We start from the raw sequence: 15,349 nt of genomic DNA, 5'->3' as shown, positions 1-15,349 counted from the left end.
CCCGCCGCGAAACCCCCGCTGCGGCACGTTCCGGGGGCGACGGCCGACGGCATCCGCGACGGGGTGGCCGCCGGACGACCGCACCCGCCGGACCGGCGGGTCCCGGACCGGCTGATCCCGGGCCGCCGGACGGCGCGGTGACGCCGCGCCACTCGGCGGGCCGCGATGATCGGCACATCGTTTAATGACGGAGTCGGAGGAGTCGTCCTCGAGCAGGAGCTGCCCATGTCGGCGACACAAGCCCCTTCAGCCAGCGGGCGGACGAGGCCCGGGGTACTGCAGCGGCTGGGTGAGTGGTGTGCCCGCCATTTCGTGGTCGTCATCGTGGCGTGGCTCGTCGCCCTCGGTGTGCTCCAGGGGCTGAACCACTCGTTCGGCGGGCAGTACTCGGACAACTTCTCACTGCCGGGCGTGCAGTCCACGGAGGGGCTGGACGTCCTCGAGAAGCACGATCCGGCGGCGGGCGGCTACAGCAGCCAGATCGTGCTGCGCGACACGCAGAAGCCGCTGACCGACCTGAGTTCCCAGATGAGCCAGACCGTCAGCTCCCTGGAGAAGCTGCCGCACGTCCTGTCGGTGCAGAACCCGCTGCCGCCGCCCGGCTCCCAGCCGCCCTCCGGCCAGTCCCAGCAGCAGAACGTCGGGCCGCTCTCCAGCGACGGCAAGAGCGGCTACATCACCGTCCGCTTCGACGAGCAGCCCTCGACCCTCGGCGACGAGTACCTCGACGGGGTGGACAGCGCCGTCCAGCCGCTGCGGTCCGCGGGTGCCGACGTCGAGTACGGCGGCCCGCTGGGCGAACTGGCCAGACCCGCGCCGAACGACAGGATCAGCGAGCTGATCGGGTTCGCGGTGGCGATCGTCGTCCTGCTCGTCGGGTTCGGCAGTGTCATCGCGGCGGGTCTGCCGCTGGTGACCGCCCTGGTCAGCGTGGTCGGCGGGCTCGCCATCCTCGGCCTGGTCGCGGCCGCGACGACCTTCGCGACCGTGTCACCGACGCTGGCCACCATGATCGGACTGGGCGTCGGCATCGACTACGCCCTGTTCCTGATCACCCGTCACCGGCAGAACCTCATCAACGGCGCCGATCCGGTGCGGGCGGCGGGCCGGGCCGCCACCACCAGCGGACGGGCCGTCCTGGTCTCCGGCTGCACCGTGATCATCGCCCTGGCCGGGCTGTCCGTCTCGGGAGTCTCCTTCATCAGCAAGCTCGGCCTCGCGGCGGCCATCACCGTGGTCTCCGCGGTGGCCGGCGCGCTGACCCTCGTACCCGCCCTGCTCGGGCTCATCGGCAGGCGCATCGACCGCTACCACGTGCGCACGCCGGTCGCGGAGACGAACGCCGAGCCCGGCGCGCCCGTCACCGGCACCTGGCACCGCTACGCGCAGCGCGTCGAGCGGCGCCCCTGGTGGTTCCTGACCGGCGGCCTCCTGACGGTGTGCGTCCTGGCCATCCCGGTGTTCACCATCCAGCTCGGGCACATCGGGGACGGCGCCGACCCCACCTCCTTCACGGACCGGCGGGCGTTCGACATCATGTCGGACTCCTTCGGGCCCGGCTCCAACGGCCCGCTGACGGTCGTCATCGACCAGACGGACGTACCGTCGGACAAGCGTTCCGCGCTGGCGTCACAGGCGCAGAAGACGCTCGACGGGGTGTCGGGGGCGGCCGTGGTCACCCCGCTGACGGCCACCCAGGACGGGGACGTGCTGGTGGGAACCGTCTACTCCAAGGTGTCGCCGCAGAACCAGGACACCACGGACCTGACGAACCGTCTGGTGGACGACACCCTGCCCGAGGCCGTGTCCGGAACCTCCGCCAAGGGCTACGTCACGGGCACGACGGCCGCGCAGGTCGACTTCCGCAACATCGTCGCCGACCGGCTGCCCCTCATCATCGCCGTGGTGGTCGGACTGGCCTTCGTCATCATCCTGATCGTCTTCCGCGGCATTCTCGTCGCGCTGAAGGCGGCGGTCCTCAACGTGCTGTCCATCGCCGCCTCCTACGGTGTCGTCGTCGCCGTCTTCCAGTGGGGCTGGGGCGGGCCGGCGCTCGGGGTGTCGGGCAAGGTGCCCATCGAGAGCTACGTGCCGATGATGATGTTCGCCATCATCTTCGGGCTCAGCATGGACTACGAGATCTTCCTGCTGTCGCGGGTCCACGAGTTCTGGCTGCGCAGCGGGGACGCGAAGGCGAGCGTCGCGCACGCCCTGGAGATCACCGCCCGTGTGATCACCTGCGCCGCCCTGATCATGATGAGCGTCTTCGCCGCGTTCATCGTGAGCGACAACATCGTCATCAAGATGCTCGGCCTCGGACTCGCCGTGAGCGTGCTGATCGACGCGACGGTCGTACGGCTCCTGATGGTCCCGGCGGTGATGACCCTGCTCGGGGCCCGTGCCTGGTGGACACCGCGCTGGCTGGACCGGATCCTCCCGCACATCGACCCCGAGGGGGACCACCCCTAGGGACGGCCCCCGCCGACGTCGTGCGCTCGGCCCGTCAGGACAGCGGTTCGGCCGCCGGGCTGATCGGCGACTGGTAGGCGCCGCTGGCCAGCATGCGGACCTCCCCCGCCGGACTGATCTCGGCGCGGAGGATGCCCGTGGGATCGCTGTACACCGGGTTGCCGCCCGGACCCTGGGCGCTCGTCCGCTCGACGACCACCTCGTCCGTCACCATGCGTGCGTCCGGTCCGGGGTGGGTGAAGGTCAGCCGGTAGCGGTCCACGGTCTTCATCAGGGCCTCCGCGCCGTAGCGACGAATTCGGGTAATGGGGACTATGTCTCCATCATGCGGCCACACACCCGCGAGCCGCTCCGCCCGCGCCGGGCGGACCTGCCCGCCCGTGCCGCGGCCGGTCACCGTGCGTGACGCCTCTCGCCACAGGACGCCGGGCAGTGTAGACATGGCTCATGGTCGGACTATTGGGTCGAACCCGGGCTCGGTCGGCCCGCCGCCCCAGTACGGCGCACCATGAGGGCGGGCGACACGACGGCGGGCACGGACACGGCCCGTCCGACGGGCTGCGTTCCGCCATCGGCGGGCGCAGCGTCGCCGGGCAGGTGTTCGTCCTGCAGGTGGTGATCGTGCTGCTCCTGGTCGTCGCCGCGGTGGTCGCGCTGGTGCTCCAGGTGCGGCACGACAGCACCCAGGAGGCCCGCAACCGCTCGCTCGCCGTCGCGGAGACCTTCGCCAACGCGCCCGGCACCCGTGCCGCCCTCGACTCCGCCCACCCCACGGCCCTGCTCCAGCCCAGCGCCGAAGCCGCCCGCGAGGCGTCGAACGTCGACTTCGTCGTCGTGATGAACACCGACGCGATCCGCTACACCCACCCCAAACCCGACCGGATCGGCAAGAAGTTCGTCGGGACCACCGCACCGGTCCTGGCCGGCCACTCCGTCACGGAGCAGATCACCGGAACGCTCGGGCCGCTGGTGCAGGCCACCGTCCCCGTCACGGCACCCGACGGCAGGGTCGTCGGCATGGTGTCGGCCGGCATCACCACGGACAACGTGGGCGGCGCCGCCGAGCACCAGCTCCCGCTCCTGCTGGGCGCCGCCGCCGTGGCGCTCGCCCTGGCGACCGCGAGCACCGCGCTGGTGAGCCGGCGCCTGCTGCGCCAGACGCACGGCCTCGGCCCGTACGAGATGACCCGGATGTACGAGCACCACGACGCCGTGCTGCACTCCGTCCGGGAAGGAGTGATCATCGTCGGCGCGGAGGGGCGGCTCCTCCTGGCCAACGACGAGGCGGTCCGCCTGCTCGACCTGCCCGCGGACGCCGAGGGCCGGCACGTCCAGCGGCTCGGCCTCGACCCGGGCACCGCCGAACTGCTGGCCTCCGGGCGCGTCGCCACCGACGAGGTGCACCTCGTCGGGGACCAGCTCCTGGCCGTGAACCAGCGGCCCACGGACCTGCGGGGAGGACCGGCCGGCAGCGTCGCCACGCTCCGTGACTCCACGGAACTGCGCGCGCTCTCGGGCCGGGCGGAGATCGCCCGAGAACGTCTCAGACTCCTCTACGACGCCGGTGTGCGCATCGGCACGAGCCTGGACGTCACCAGGACGGCCGAGGAACTGACGTCGGTCGCGGTCCCCCGGTTCGCGGACTTCGTCACCGTGGACCTGGCCGACGCCGTGCTGGACGGGCAGGAGCCGGGCGCCGGCACCGGTCTGCGCCGCACGGCCTTCGGCGGCATCCGCGAGGACGCGCCGCTCTATCCGGTCGGCGAGCACATCGGCTTCGTACCGTCGACCCCGCAGGCCCACAGCCTGCGCACCGGAGAGGCCGTGGTCGAGCCCGATCTCGGCGGCGCCCCGGGCTGGCTGGCCCAGGACCCGCGGCGCACCGCCCAGGTCGTCGACTACGGAATCCACTCCCTCATCACCGTTCCCCTGCGCGTCGGCCCCCTGGTCATGGGTGTGGTCAACTTCTGGCGCTCCGAGAAGCCCGACGGCTTCGACGCGGACGATCTCGCCCTCGCCGAGGAACTGGTGACCCGCGCGGCGGTCTCCATCGACAACGCGCGCCGCTACACGCGCGAGCACACGATGGCCGTGACCCTGCAGCGCAGCCTGCTCCCGCGCACCCTGCCCGGCCAGAGCGCCCTCGACCTCGCCTACCGCTATCTGCCGGCGCAGGCGGGGGTCGGCGGCGACTGGTTCGACGTACTGCCGCTGCCCGGCGCCCGGGTCGCGGTCGTCGTCGGCGACGTCGTCGGCCACGGGCTGCTGGCCGCGGCGACGATGGGCCGGCTGCGTACGGCGGTCCACAACTTCTCCGCGCTCGACCTGCCCCCCGACGAACTGCTCGGACTTCTGGACGAGCTGGTCAGCCGGATCGACCAGGACGAGCGCCCCGAGGACAACAGGGCCGCCGTCACGGGTGCCACCTGCCTGTACGCCGTCTACGACCCGACGAACCGGCGCTGCACCGTCGCCCGCGCCGGACACCCGCCGCCCGCGGTGGTCCTTCCGGACGGCAGCGTCGAGTTCCCCGACGTTCCGGCCGGCCCGCCGCTCGGCCTGGGCGGACTGCCGTTCGAGACGGCCGAGCTGGACCTGGCGGAGGGCAGCCGGCTGGTGCTCTACACGGACGGCCTGGTCGAGGACCGGGAACGGGACATCGACGCCGGCCTCGAACTGCTGCGCACGGCGCTGGCCGGTGCCGACCGCTCGCCGGAGGAAACCTGCCAGGCCGTGCTGAACACCCTTCTGCCCGGCCGGCCGAGCGACGACATCGCCCTGATCGTGGCGCGTACCCGCACCCTCGGCCCCGACCGGATCGCGTCGTGGGAGGTGCCGCCCGACCCGGCCGCCGTGGGCGAGGTACGCGCCTCGGTCAGCCGGCAACTGGAACGGTGGGGGCTCGACGAGCTGGCGTTCACCACGGAACTCGTCCTCAGTGAACTGGTGACGAACGCGATCCGCTACGGCAACGGGCCCGTCGGGGTCCGCATGCTGCTGGACCGCACGCTGATCTGCGAGGTCTTCGACGGCAGCAGCACCTCACCGCACCTGCGGTACGCGGCGACGACGGACGAGGGCGGACGCGGCCTGTTCCTGGTCGCCCGGCTCACCGACCGCTGGGGCACCCGCTACACGCCCGGGGGCAAGGTCATCTGGGCGGAGCAGGCACTGCCCTGAGCCGGGGTTCAGCCGGGCGCGGACGGTCCGTCGCGGCCGTCCGGCTCCCCCACCGGGGCCGCGCCGGCCGAAGCGCCCTCCGCGTCGCCGGCTCCGTCCACGGGCGTCATCGCGGCGGCGCCTCCCTGGAGCCGCTCCAGGTCGGCGGGGCGCACCTGGATGACGATCAGGGCGACCAGGGCGGCGACGACCGCGAAGGCCGCGGCGGCGACGAACGCCACCGTGATGCCGGACGTCAGCACCTCGTCGCTCCAGGGCGGCGGCAGTTGTCCCGTCCTGCGGAACTGCAGCTGCTGGGCCGGGGTCGCGGTCTTCATGAAGTCCGCGACCTGGTCCGTGGCCTCGTTGCGGCTCGCCGTACCGAAGACGGTGACCAGCACGGACAGGCCGAGGGATCCGCCGACCTGCTGGGTGGCGTTGAGGATGCCGGAGGCGGCGCCCGTGTCGCTGGGCCGCACTCCCGACACCGCCATCAGCGTCAGCGACACGAACTGCAGACCCATGCCGAAACCGAAGACGAGGGTGGGTCCGAGGATGCTGCCGAGATAGGTGCTGTCGACGTCGGTCAGGGTCAGCCACCCGAGTCCCAGCGCGGCCAGGACCGCGCCCACGGTCATGAAGGGTTTGGGACCCCAGCGGGGCAGGAAGTTGGACGCGACTCCCGCGCCGACCGCGATGATCGCGCTCACCGGCAGGAAGGCGAAGCCCGCCGCGAGCGGGCTGAACCCGAGGATGTTCTGCACGAAGAGCGTCAGGAAGAAGAACATCCCGAAGATGGCCGCGGACAGGCTGAGCATCATCGCGTAGACACCGGCACGGTTGCGGTCGCGGAACATCCACAGCGGTGTGATGGGCTGTCTCGACCGGCGTTCGACGGCGATGAACGCGATCAGGAACACCAGCGCGGCTCCGAAGGCGGCGAGCGTGAGCGAGTCGCTCCAGCCCTCCTCGGAGGCCCGGATGAACCCGTAGACCAGCAGCACCATGCCGAGGGTCGAGGTGAGGGCGCCGAGGAGGTCGAAGTGGCCCGGGTGCCGTTCGGACTCCCTGATGTAGCGGGGGGTGGCGAGCACGATCAGCAGGCCGATGGGGACGTTCACGAAGAACACCCACCGCCAGTCGAGCCACTCGACGAGGACGCCGCCCGCGAGCAGCCCGATCGCGCTGCCGCCCGCGGAGACGGCGGCGAACACGCCGAACGCCCTGTTGCGCTCGGGTCCTTCGCGGAAGGTGGTGGTGATGAGCGACAGGGCCGTGGGTGAGGCGATGGCACCGCCGACGCCCTGCAGCGAGCGCGCGGCGAGCAACTGCCATGCTTCCTGGGAGAGTCCGCCGAGCAGGGAGGCGAACACGAAGAGCAGCACGCCGAACATGAACATCCGCCGTCTGCCGAGGATGTCGCCGGAGCGTCCGCCGAGCAGCAGCAGACCGCCGAAGGTCAGCGTGTAGGCGTTGATCACCCAGGACAGGCTCTCGGTCGAGAAGCCGAGCGAGCTCTGGATGTGCGGCAGCGCGATGTTCACGATGGTGATGTCGAGGACCACCATCAGCTGGCAGGAGGCGATGACGAGGAGCGCGATCCCACTGCCTCGGCCCCGCTGCGGGGACTCGGCAGACTCGGAGGATGTCACGTGATCGGCCGTCATCGGAGAGGGCCCTGCATCGCGGGTCGGCGGTGAACACGGATGTTCACTCCACCGACGTTAAGCCTGCCCGCCCCGGCTCACCAATCGATCAACGGGCGGAACCCGGACCGGCGTACGGCGGTCGGGCCCCGGACGCGCGGGCACGCCGGGCAACGGGCCCTGCGGGGCCTCGACTTGGCGGCCGCCCCGGTCGACGGTCCGTGATCTGAACGACCGTCCGATGCCCGCGCGGGCCCCGGCGGCCGCCGGACCGCCGGGCGGGAGACCGGCCCCGGGCGGGAGACCGGCCCCGGGCGGGAGACCGGCCCCGGGCGGGAGACCGGCCCCGGGCGGTGAAAACGGAAGTGTGGACCTCGATCCGAGGGGTAACCGTTGACCTGCTCACCGGCGTACCCCAGCGCCGGGTGGATGTCCGACGGGTCAAGTTCCAACGTGGAGGTAACCGTGCCGGCCGAAGAGGCTCCTGTGTCCATCGACGCGACCGTGTACGGCGAGGCCGTCGCCCTGGTCACCGTCGCCGGGGAACTGGACGTCGAGACAGCCCCCGAGCTGCACGACCGGCTGGCCGACCAGATACGCGGTGGCCGGCGGCACCTGCTGCTCGACCTGTCCGCGGTCCCCTTCATGGACTCCTCCGGCATCAACGCCCTGCTCAAGGCGCACGACACCGCCGGACGCGCGGGAGGCGGGGTGTGCCTCGTGTCCCCGGCGCCGGTCGTCCAGCGCGTGCTGGACCTCACGGGCGTCAGCCTCGCCATACCGTCGGTGGCCGACGTCGACACCGCGCTGGCGCACGTCGGCGAAGGGACGGTCCCGTACTGAGCCCCGGCCGGTGGACCACGGCGAAGAGGCGGGTGCGGCACTCCCTGGTGCCGCGGCAGGCACTAGGCGGAGCGGGCCTCGGTCGTGCCGGGCTCGTGGAGCTGCGCCGAGGCGGCCGCGCAGAAGGCCGCCAGCCCCTCCACGAGCGCCGCCCTCCCGGCGGCCGGCATCTGGGCGAGGACCGCTTCCACGGCGGACTCCCGCCGTGCGCGCAGTTCCGTGAGGAAGGTCCGGGCCCGGGGGCTCAGGAACAGCCGCAGCTCACGGCGGCTCGTGGCGCTCGGTGCCCGCTCGACGAACCCGACGGCCTGCAGCCGGTCGCAGAGCCTGCTGGTCGAGGGAGGCGTGGAGCCGAGCGCGTCGGCCAGGGTCCTCAGGTTGATGCCCTCGTCGTGTTCCAGGATGAACAGGACCCGCAGCTGGGAGGCGGAGACCGGGGCCGTCGAGGCACGGCCCCAGAGGATCTCCAGCAGCTCGGCCGCCTCGGCGGTCACGCGAGCCACCTCACTGCGGTGCGGCCGCGGGCCCGAGGAAGTCACCGTCCAACTCTCCCAGTCTTCCCGGGCACTGTCAGCCTGTCGACACGGTGTCAGGGACGAAATGGTGAACGCCCGCCCTCACGCGCGAAGGCCCGCCTCCCCCGAGCACGGAAACCCGTCGTACGTCCCGGCCCGGCGGCACATCGGCCCACGGGTCCGTCGACTCGTCGAACCCCTCAGAGATTGGTCCGTCCGACATCGTGAACAGATTCGTGGCCGCGGAGCGCGCCGTGCGCACCGCGGCGCCCCATCAGCTCCTGGAGGCGGTCCGTGACGTGCTGTGCGGTCACTACGCGGCCGGGTCCGTCGAACTCTTCATGGCCGACTACGGGCTCACCGTCCTGCAGCCCGTCCCGGCGCTTCCGCGCACCCCGGAACCCGTCCCGGTGCACACCGGTCCCGAGGGCCGCGCCTTCGGGTCCCAGGAGCCCTTCGTCGAGGAGCGCGGCAGCGGGATCGTACGGGCGCACCTCCCGGTGACGGTGCGCGGCGACCGGCTCGGCGTCCTGTCCGTCGTCCTGCCCTCCGCCGCCTGCGACGCGGCCACGCTCGCCGAGCTCGCCGACATCGCGGAGGTCCTCGGTCACGAGGTGCTCGTGGCCGAACGCGACACCGACCTGTACCTCCGGGCACGCCGCAGGGACCGGTTGACCCTGACCGCGGAGATGCAGTGGCAGCTGCTGCCCGGCCGCTCCTGCTCCCGGCCCGAGTACGAGCTCGGCGCCCAGCTGGAGCCCGCCTACGCGGTCTTCGGCGACAACTTCGACTGGTCGGCCGACGCCGAACGGCTGTCCCTCTACGTCACGAACGGAACGGGCGAGGGCATCGAGGCGTCGCTGCTCACCGGGCTCGGCATCAACGCCCTGCGCAACGCGCGCCGGGCCGGTGTCCCGCTCCAGGACCAGGCCGCCCTCGCCGACCAGGCGATCTACGCCCAGTACCGCGGCGACCGCCACCTGTCCGTGCTCATGCTCGACCTCGAACTGGCCACCGGCCGGATGCGGGTGATCGACGCGGGATCGCCCCGGATGCTGCGGCTGCGCGGCCGGACCGTCGGACGGGTCGGCTTCGAGGAACAGCTGCCCCTCGGCATGTTCGAGGAGACCGACTACCTCGTGCAGGAGTTCCGGGTGGAACCCGGCGACCGGCTCCTCTTCGTGAGCGACGGCGTCCACGCCGTGGCCGGGCCGGGCCGGGAGGAGCACGGGGGCAGGGCCCTGGCCAGGGCGGTCAACGCCACCCGGCTGCTGCCCGCGACGGAGGTGCCCGGCGCCGTCCTGAGGGAGCTGACCGGTCACCGGGGCCGGCCCGGACCCGAGGACGACGCCCTCGTGGTCTGTCTGGACTGGCACGGCCGGGCGACCGGCGGGCACGACGCGGCCCGGTAGGCCGGCGGGGCTCGCGGCGAGCGGCGGCGTTCGCCCCGGCACCCGTCAGAAGCGCACGACCGCGTGGACCGTCTTGCCGTCCGGGCGGGACAGCACGGTCAGCTCCGAGGACAGCCGGCGCACCAGGGGCCAGCCGAAGCCGCCCTTCCCGGTCAGGTCGAGGCGGCGGGGGCGCGGCGGGTCGGGGTCGTCGTCGGAGACCGAGATGCCGACCGCGTCGCCCATGTCCCGCAGGTCGAGGCTGCACAGCCGGCCGCGCGCGTGCCGCACCACGTTCGTCACGAGTTCCGAGACCACGAGCATGACGGCCTCGGCGCTCTCGCGCGGTACGGCACGGGGCAGTCCGCCGAGGAACGTGTGGACCATCCGCCGCGCGTGCACGGCGGCCTGCGGATCCCGCTCCAGCCTCGCGCCGAGACCGGGGCCGAGTCCGCAGTGCGGTTCGACGGTGGTCATGCCTTCGCCTCCCTTGCCGTGCCTTGCGCCCGCTCGCCGCTCGGCGGCACCACCTCGTGCGCTCCCAAGGGCCGGGCAGGCTGTCCCTCCTTCTTCCCGGACCTTCGGAGCCCATGTCACGGGTTCCCCCGCCTTCACACGCCACCCACGGACGTCCGTCCGCGCGGCGCCGGGCACGGCCGTCGGCGAAAGGGGTCCGGGGCGGGGACTGCCCCGGCGGATCGGGGGCACCAGGCACACGTCCCGGACGCCCGCGGCTGGTCTCCGGCGACATCGCTCCCGTGGCGGGTACGGGGCCGGGCGACCCCGGGGCCGGCACGGTCGAGCGGCTGGGGTGGTGACCCTCGCCGGGCAGGGGCCGGCAGGGCCACCACCCCGGCACTGCTCCGCGCCCCGGCCCGGCCCGGCGAAGGCGACGGGCCGGGCGCGGAGCGAAGAAGCGGAACGCGGAACGGACAACAGGAGACGGCGGATGTCCCAGACCATCACGGCACGAGCGGCACGAGCGGCACGAGCGGCACGAGTCGAGGCGTACGAGACGCCGGTCCCTGCGGAGGCACGACGCCGCAAGCAGCGCTTCCGCAGACGCCTGGAACGGCTCATCGGCATCGCCGCCACCGAGGGGAACGAACTGGTCCCCCTGCGGAACGGTGACCGGATCTTCGCCGCGATGCTCGACGCGGTGCGCTCTGCCGAGCACACCATCGACATGATGACCTTCGTCTACTGGCGCGGACAGATCGCGCGTGACTTCGCCGCCGCGCTGGCCGACCGGGCGCGGGCCGGGGTCAGGGTGCGGCTCCTGCTGGACGGCTTCGGCGCGAAGCGGATCGAGGAGCACCTGCTGCGGACCATGACCGTCGCGGGGGTGGAGGTCGCGTGGTTCCGCAAGCCGCTGTGGCTCTCGCCCCTGAAGCAGAACCACCGCTGTCACCGCAAGGCCCTCGTCGTGGACGAGCACACGGCGTTCACCGGCGGCGTGGGCATCGCGGAGGAGTGGTGCGGGGACGCCCGCGGTCCCTCCGAGTGGCGGGACACCCATGTCAAGGTGCGGGGGCCCGCCGTGGACGGCATCGCCGCCGCCTTCGCCCAGAACTGGGCGGAGTGCCACGACGAGCTCTTCGACGACCGGGACCGCTTCACCGGGCACGGCCGGCCGGGCGCGGCGACCGTGCAGGTGGTCCGGGGCTCCGCCAGCTTCGGCTGGCAGGACATGCAGACCCTCATCCGGGTCATGCTCACCTCCGCCGAGGAACGCTTCCGCCTCTCCACCGCCTACTTCGCCCCGGACACGTATTTCGTGGACCTGCTGTGCGCGACGGCGCGCCGCGGTGTCCGGGTGGAGATCCTGCTGCCCGGGCCGTACACCGACCAGCGGGCCTGTCAGCTCGCCGGCCAGAACCACTACGGGGCGCTGCTGGCCGCGGGGGTCGAGATACGCCAGTACCAGCCGACCATGCTCCACACCAAGATCATGACGGTGGACGGGGTGGCCTCGCTCATCGGGTCCACCAACTTCAACCGCCGCTCGATGGAACACGACGAGGAGGTCATGCTGGCCGTGCTCGACGAGACGTTCACCGCCGCCCTCGACCGGGACTTCGACGAGGACCGGGAGAACGCCGTGGGCATCGACCGGGTCCGCTGGCGGCGCAGGTCCGCCGCCCAGCGCGCCAAGGAGCTGGCCGTCGTACCCCTGCGCCGCTTCCTCTAGGGCACCGCCGGAGAGGGGCGGGCGAGGCGGTCAGCCGGGCCGCTCCCCGGTCTCGCAGACCTTGCGGGCGATCTCGCGCAGCTTGATGTTGTGGTCCTGGGACGCCTTCTTCAGCACGGCGAAGGCGTCCTGCTCGCCGAGGCCGTGCCGCTCCATGAGGATGCCCATCGCCTCGCCGATCTCGTGGCGGGTCTCCAGGGCGTGGCCGAGCTGCTGGTGCGTACGGGCCGAGGACAGGGCGACGGCCGCGTGCGAGGCCAGCACCCAGCCGGCGCGCTGGGCCGACTCGTCGAACGTGTCCGGACGGCGCGAGTACAGGTTGAGGGCACCGAGTTCGTCGTCGTCGGTGAAGAGCAGGAAGCCCATCATGCTGCCCATGCCCAGCTTTCTGAGCTCGGGCGCGAAGCGGGACCACTTCTCGTGCGGCCGGCGCAGGTCCTCGATGGCGTAGACCTGCTCGCGGTCGGTCACCGCGTCGAAGCACGGGCCCTCCCGCAGGTCCTGCTGGATGCGGTCCGCCCTGCGCACGACGTCGCCGGTCGCGGCCAGCGCCCTGACCTCGCCGCGGCGGACCGTGAGGATGCCGCCCTCGTCGCAGCCGTTGATCAGCACGGTCGCATGCGCCACGATCCGGTCCAGGGTGGCCTGCACCGAGTCCTGCGCCAGCAGGTCCCGCGCCATGTCCGCCACGGCGACGGCGAACTTCTCCCAGACCTCGCCGGGCTCCTGAGCCATGGGCCATCCGTTCATCCGTCGGGAAAGTCGAAGCGGTACCGGCCGTCGTCCGGACTCCATTTTGCCATCCCGGCGCACCCTCGCCGTGGCGGCGGAGCGACGTCTGCTCCTCTTCCCGGGGCGGGCCGCACGGCGTGTCCGCCCCGGGAAGACCCCGCGGAGACCCGGTGTCCACGGAATCTCCGCACGGCTCGCCTGTTTCATCCGGCGGATCAAGGGTGACCCGGGAGGGGACCGGATTCCGAGGAACGCGTTCGACTCGATCAGGAGGTTCGTATGGAGGACTGGCGCGAAGGCGCGTCTTGCCGCACCGTTGACCCCGATCTGTTCTTCCCCATCGGGAGCACCGGCCCCGCGGTGCTCCAGATCCAGGAGGCGAAGGCGGTCTGCGCGGGCTGCCCGGTCCGTGAGGAGTGCCTGCGCTGGGCCCTGGACACGGACCAGACCGTCGGCGTCTGGGGTGGTACCAGCGAGGCGGAACGGCGCGCACTGGCACGGCGCCGTTCCCGTGGCCGCTCCCGGAACACATCCGCGTAGACAGGGCGGACGGGAGGGGTGACAGCGGCTCTCACCGCCGGGTCCGGAGCGGTGACCGGGCCGCGGCGCAACGGGGGACACTCCGCCCAGGAGATCCGAACGAAGGACACGATGGAGACCGATCCGAGCCGCGACAGGAAGCCGTCGTCCGAGGAACTGGGGACGCTCACCAGCGCGTTCGGCGGGGAGCTGCGCAACGTGACCGACGCGCGGCTGGCCGCGGACGGCTTTCTGCGCGTCCTGGCGCGGGTGACACCGCCGTCGGCGGCCGAGCACTGGGACGACATCCTGCTGGTGGTCACGGAACTCGCCGCGAACACGATCCAGTACGCTCCCGGTCCTTTCGAGCTCCAGATACGCCCCACCGTCGACGGGGTGCACGTGACGGTCCACGACACCAGCACCACCCCGCCCGCGCCGCGCCGCTTCCGTCCGTCCCAGGGCGGGGGCGGCATCGGCTGGCACCTCGTCCACGCGCTCTGCGACCAGGTGAGCGTGATCGTGCGGCCCGACGGCAAGGACGTCCACGCGTTCCTGCCCTGGTGACGGAACGGCCTTCGCGGCCGTGCCCGCCGACACGGAGGTGTCGTTCCGCGTGGCACGGGCACACGGTTGCGATGGAGGAAGCTGCCGTGTCGCACGATCGGGGTGGAGCATTGGGTCCGGAGCGGGAACCGTCGCCCGAGCGGGAACCGTCGGAGCGGGAGCACGCCGTGTGGGACCGGGTGCGCCGCGCCGCCACCGGGATGGACCACCACCGGGCGAAGGCTGCCCTCGACGACGCGCGGCGGGCGGCCGAGGAAGCCTCGGCCGGCGGTACGACGGCACCCGACACCCGGACGGAGGCGGACGAGTGGGAACGGATCACCGACGCCCTGGCCGACCACGCCGGGGCGTACGACCCCGCCACGGACCCCTTCGTGCAGGGGCAGCTCACCGCCCGGTCCCACCGCGCGCGAAGGTCGCCACGCGACTGAACGCTATTCCGCCCACGATGTCAGTCCCGTACGAAAGAATGCCGGTCAGCCAGAAGATCACCGCGCCCGTGGCGCGTGATTCCGCCCGTCCGTCGAAAGGCCGCCCGCACATGACGCCGACCCCGCACCTCCGTGCCGTGCCGCGAGCGCCGATCGGGGGCCGGTGACCATGCTGCGGCCGCTGCCCCGCACGCACGCCCCGCTCGGCCCCGAAGGCGCCGAGATACTGCGGCTGATAACCCAGCGGCGGTTCCCCGTCCGCCTCACGGTGCACGCCAACGGCCGCCGCCGGTACGGCTACTGGCTTCCCTTCGATCCCGCCACCGGCCGCGGCGGCTGCTACGTGGCTCTGTCCACCGCCGAGTGCGACGCGCTGCACGCGGCGGGCCGTATCGTGCTCGGCGAGCCGCTCGTCGACCCCGCGAAGACCATGTACGCGGTCCAGGCCGCGGCACGTACCACCGCCACGGGCCGGAGCGAGGCGACCGGGCGGGCCGAGGGAACCCGGCGGACCGCGGCGACGGGCCGGAGCGAGGGGACCCGGCGGAACGAGGGGATGGATTCGAGCACCTTTCGGCATGCCCTGACGGCCTGACTTCCCCGTCCCCGCACCGTGCGGGGCACGACCGGGCCGCCGGACCACCGCGAAGACACCCGAAGGCGCCGAGCAGGGCATCGGCGGCATCCTCGCCGTGCCGGGTGACACCTCTTCAGACGGGTGACATCTCTTCAGCCGGCCGTGAACCGCGCTCCCTGACCCGGACGTTCACGGACCCACCGGACTTCCCGGCCTCCTCCCGGCCCCTGGGCCCGGTACGCGAACGGCACACCGACGACGGCCGGCCGACGCACCCCACCCGTACCACAGGCACTTACTCTGAAGTAA

14 protein-coding genes are annotated in these 15,349 nt (G+C 72.4%); 9 read left to right on the top strand and 5 right to left on the bottom strand.

Features of this window, described 5'->3' with window-relative positions:
* The first annotated feature begins 225 nt into the window (after positions 1-225).
* Entirely contained in the window at positions 226-2,469 is a 2,244-nt protein-coding gene (locus tag ACFW6B_RS38410) for an MMPL family transporter (protein WP_386604023.1), read from the top strand.
* 34 nt (positions 2,470-2,503) lie between these two features.
* On the opposite strand, the gene ACFW6B_RS38405 is transcribed toward ACFW6B_RS38410, so the two are convergent.
* A complete protein-coding gene (locus tag ACFW6B_RS38405; protein WP_386604021.1) occupies positions 2,504-2,740 on the bottom strand; it encodes a DUF6296 family protein in 237 nt (78 codons plus the stop codon).
* Positions 2,741-2,916: 176 nt separating this feature from the next.
* On the opposite strand from ACFW6B_RS38405, the gene ACFW6B_RS38400 reads away from it, so the two are divergent.
* Positions 2,917-5,649 carry a SpoIIE family protein phosphatase gene (locus ACFW6B_RS38400; RefSeq protein ID WP_386604020.1) on the top strand — a complete coding sequence of 911 codons (2,733 nt, stop codon included), beginning with the start codon at positions 2,917-2,919 and terminating at the stop codon, positions 5,647-5,649.
* 8 nt (positions 5,650-5,657) lie between these two features.
* Here the strand turns inward: ACFW6B_RS38400 and ACFW6B_RS38395 are convergent, their stop codons facing one another.
* Positions 5,658-7,295, bottom strand: coding sequence for an MFS transporter (locus tag ACFW6B_RS38395; protein WP_386604018.1), 1,638 nt, complete (start codon positions 7,293-7,295; stop codon positions 5,658-5,660).
* A 444-nt stretch (positions 7,296-7,739) separates the two neighbouring features.
* Here ACFW6B_RS38395 and ACFW6B_RS38390 point away from each other — a divergent pair, with 444 nt between their 5' ends.
* Positions 7,740-8,117 carry an STAS domain-containing protein gene (locus ACFW6B_RS38390; protein WP_386604016.1) on the top strand — a complete coding sequence of 126 codons (378 nt, stop codon included), beginning with the start codon at positions 7,740-7,742 and terminating at the stop codon, positions 8,115-8,117.
* Between the two features lie 62 nt (positions 8,118-8,179).
* Here ACFW6B_RS38390 and ACFW6B_RS38385 read toward each other — a convergent pair whose 3' ends face one another.
* Entirely contained in the window at positions 8,180-8,611 is a 432-nt protein-coding gene (locus tag ACFW6B_RS38385) for a MarR family winged helix-turn-helix transcriptional regulator (RefSeq protein WP_386604014.1), read from the bottom strand.
* Positions 8,612-8,856: 245 nt separating this feature from the next.
* Here ACFW6B_RS38385 and ACFW6B_RS38380 point away from each other — a divergent pair, with 245 nt between their 5' ends.
* Positions 8,857-10,044, top strand: a complete 1,188-nt coding sequence (locus ACFW6B_RS38380; RefSeq protein ID WP_386604012.1) for a PP2C family protein-serine/threonine phosphatase — start codon at positions 8,857-8,859, stop codon at positions 10,042-10,044.
* Between the two features lie 45 nt (positions 10,045-10,089).
* Here ACFW6B_RS38380 and ACFW6B_RS38375 read toward each other — a convergent pair whose 3' ends face one another.
* Positions 10,090-10,500 (bottom strand): ATP-binding protein, encoded by a 411-nt coding sequence (locus tag ACFW6B_RS38375; protein WP_386604010.1) that lies wholly within the window; start codon positions 10,498-10,500, stop codon positions 10,090-10,092.
* 472 nt (positions 10,501-10,972) lie between these two features.
* Here ACFW6B_RS38375 and ACFW6B_RS38370 point away from each other — a divergent pair, with 472 nt between their 5' ends.
* Positions 10,973-12,214 carry a phosphatidylserine/phosphatidylglycerophosphate/cardiolipin synthase family protein gene (locus ACFW6B_RS38370; RefSeq protein WP_386604008.1) on the top strand — a complete coding sequence of 414 codons (1,242 nt, stop codon included), beginning with the start codon at positions 10,973-10,975 and terminating at the stop codon, positions 12,212-12,214.
* A 30-nt stretch (positions 12,215-12,244) separates the two neighbouring features.
* Here the strand turns inward: ACFW6B_RS38370 and ACFW6B_RS38365 are convergent, their stop codons facing one another.
* Complete coding sequence (locus ACFW6B_RS38365; protein ID WP_386604006.1) at positions 12,245-12,949, bottom strand: GAF and ANTAR domain-containing protein; 705 nt, start codon at positions 12,947-12,949, stop codon at positions 12,245-12,247.
* A gap of 276 nt (positions 12,950-13,225) precedes the next feature.
* Between ACFW6B_RS38365 and ACFW6B_RS38360 the strand changes: the two genes are divergently transcribed.
* The 4 genes from ACFW6B_RS38360 (at position 13,226) to ACFW6B_RS38345 (ending at position 15,058) form a co-directional block, all read left to right on the top strand.
* The gene (locus tag ACFW6B_RS38360; protein WP_386604004.1) at positions 13,226-13,486 is read left to right on the top strand and encodes a WhiB family transcriptional regulator; all 261 of its coding nucleotides are present in this window, start codon (positions 13,226-13,228) and stop codon (positions 13,484-13,486) included.
* 111 nt (positions 13,487-13,597) lie between these two features.
* Positions 13,598-14,032, top strand: coding sequence for an ATP-binding protein (locus ACFW6B_RS38355; RefSeq protein WP_386604002.1), 435 nt, complete (start codon positions 13,598-13,600; stop codon positions 14,030-14,032).
* An 86-nt stretch (positions 14,033-14,118) separates the two neighbouring features.
* The gene (locus ACFW6B_RS38350) at positions 14,119-14,463 is read left to right on the top strand and encodes a hypothetical protein (protein ID WP_386604001.1); all 345 of its coding nucleotides are present in this window, start codon (positions 14,119-14,121) and stop codon (positions 14,461-14,463) included.
* Between the two features lie 169 nt (positions 14,464-14,632).
* On the top strand, positions 14,633-15,058 hold the full coding sequence (locus ACFW6B_RS38345) for a cell envelope biogenesis protein OmpA (protein ID WP_386604044.1): 426 nt from the start codon (positions 14,633-14,635) through the stop codon (positions 15,056-15,058).
* Positions 15,059-15,349 lie beyond the last annotated feature (291 nt).

It is taken from the genome of Streptomyces sp. NPDC058751 (genome assembly GCF_042746485.1).
Classification (GTDB): Bacteria; Actinomycetota; Actinomycetes; order Streptomycetales; family Streptomycetaceae; genus Streptomyces.
The sequence above is the reverse complement of the archived record's forward strand: the minus strand, read 5'-3'. Positions and strand labels throughout refer to the sequence as shown.

What these genes read in the sequence shown, in the direction of transcription:
- ACFW6B_RS38345 (WP_386604044.1), top strand. Translation starts at nt 14,633, where the DNA reads ATGCTGCGGCCGCTGCCCCGCACGCACGCCCCGCTCGGCCCCGAAGGC.
- ACFW6B_RS38375 (WP_386604010.1), bottom strand. Translation starts at nt 10,500, where the DNA reads ATGACCACCGTCGAACCGCACTGCGGACTCGGCCCCGGTCTCGGCGCG.
- ACFW6B_RS38405 (WP_386604021.1), bottom strand. Translation starts at nt 2,740, where the DNA reads ATGAAGACCGTGGACCGCTACCGGCTGACCTTCACCCACCCCGGACCG.
- ACFW6B_RS38410 (WP_386604023.1), top strand. Translation starts at nt 226, where the DNA reads ATGTCGGCGACACAAGCCCCTTCAGCCAGCGGGCGGACGAGGCCCGGG.
- ACFW6B_RS38360 (WP_386604004.1), top strand. Translation starts at nt 13,226, where the DNA reads ATGGAGGACTGGCGCGAAGGCGCGTCTTGCCGCACCGTTGACCCCGAT.
- ACFW6B_RS38365 (WP_386604006.1), bottom strand. Translation starts at nt 12,949, where the DNA reads ATGGCTCAGGAGCCCGGCGAGGTCTGGGAGAAGTTCGCCGTCGCCGTG.
- ACFW6B_RS38355 (WP_386604002.1), top strand. Translation starts at nt 13,598, where the DNA reads ATGGAGACCGATCCGAGCCGCGACAGGAAGCCGTCGTCCGAGGAACTG.
- ACFW6B_RS38400 (WP_386604020.1), top strand. Translation starts at nt 2,917, where the DNA reads ATGGTCGGACTATTGGGTCGAACCCGGGCTCGGTCGGCCCGCCGCCCC.
- ACFW6B_RS38395 (WP_386604018.1), bottom strand. Translation starts at nt 7,295, where the DNA reads ATGACGGCCGATCACGTGACATCCTCCGAGTCTGCCGAGTCCCCGCAG.
- ACFW6B_RS38370 (WP_386604008.1), top strand. Translation starts at nt 10,973, where the DNA reads ATGTCCCAGACCATCACGGCACGAGCGGCACGAGCGGCACGAGCGGCA.